1 protein-coding gene is annotated in these 207 nt (G+C 65.2%); it reads left to right on the top strand.

Going from position 1 to position 207, the window contains the following annotated elements; translation table 11 throughout:
• Positions 1–207: hypothetical protein (locus ACYP01_RS04630; protein ID WP_459678796.1), on the top strand; the 207-nt coding region annotated here is incomplete at both ends.

Raw genomic sequence — 207 nt, 5'->3', positions numbered from 1 at the left:
CAGACCGGGTTGCAGTTGGGCGATCTGACGGTTGCGGGCGTCGATACCGGCGCGGTGGCGGCGAAGTTCGATCTGCAGTTGACCATGGTCGAGCAGTTCGACGAGTCCGGTGCCCCGGCCGGGATGGCGGCGACGTTCACGTACGCGACGGATCTGTTCGACGAGTCGACGGTGGCCTCGATGGCAACCCGATTCGAACGCATCCTG

This window comes from Rhodococcus sp. no. 34, from assembly GCF_054589475.1.
The sequence above is the reverse complement of the archived record's forward strand: the minus strand, read 5'-3'. Positions and strand labels throughout refer to the sequence as shown.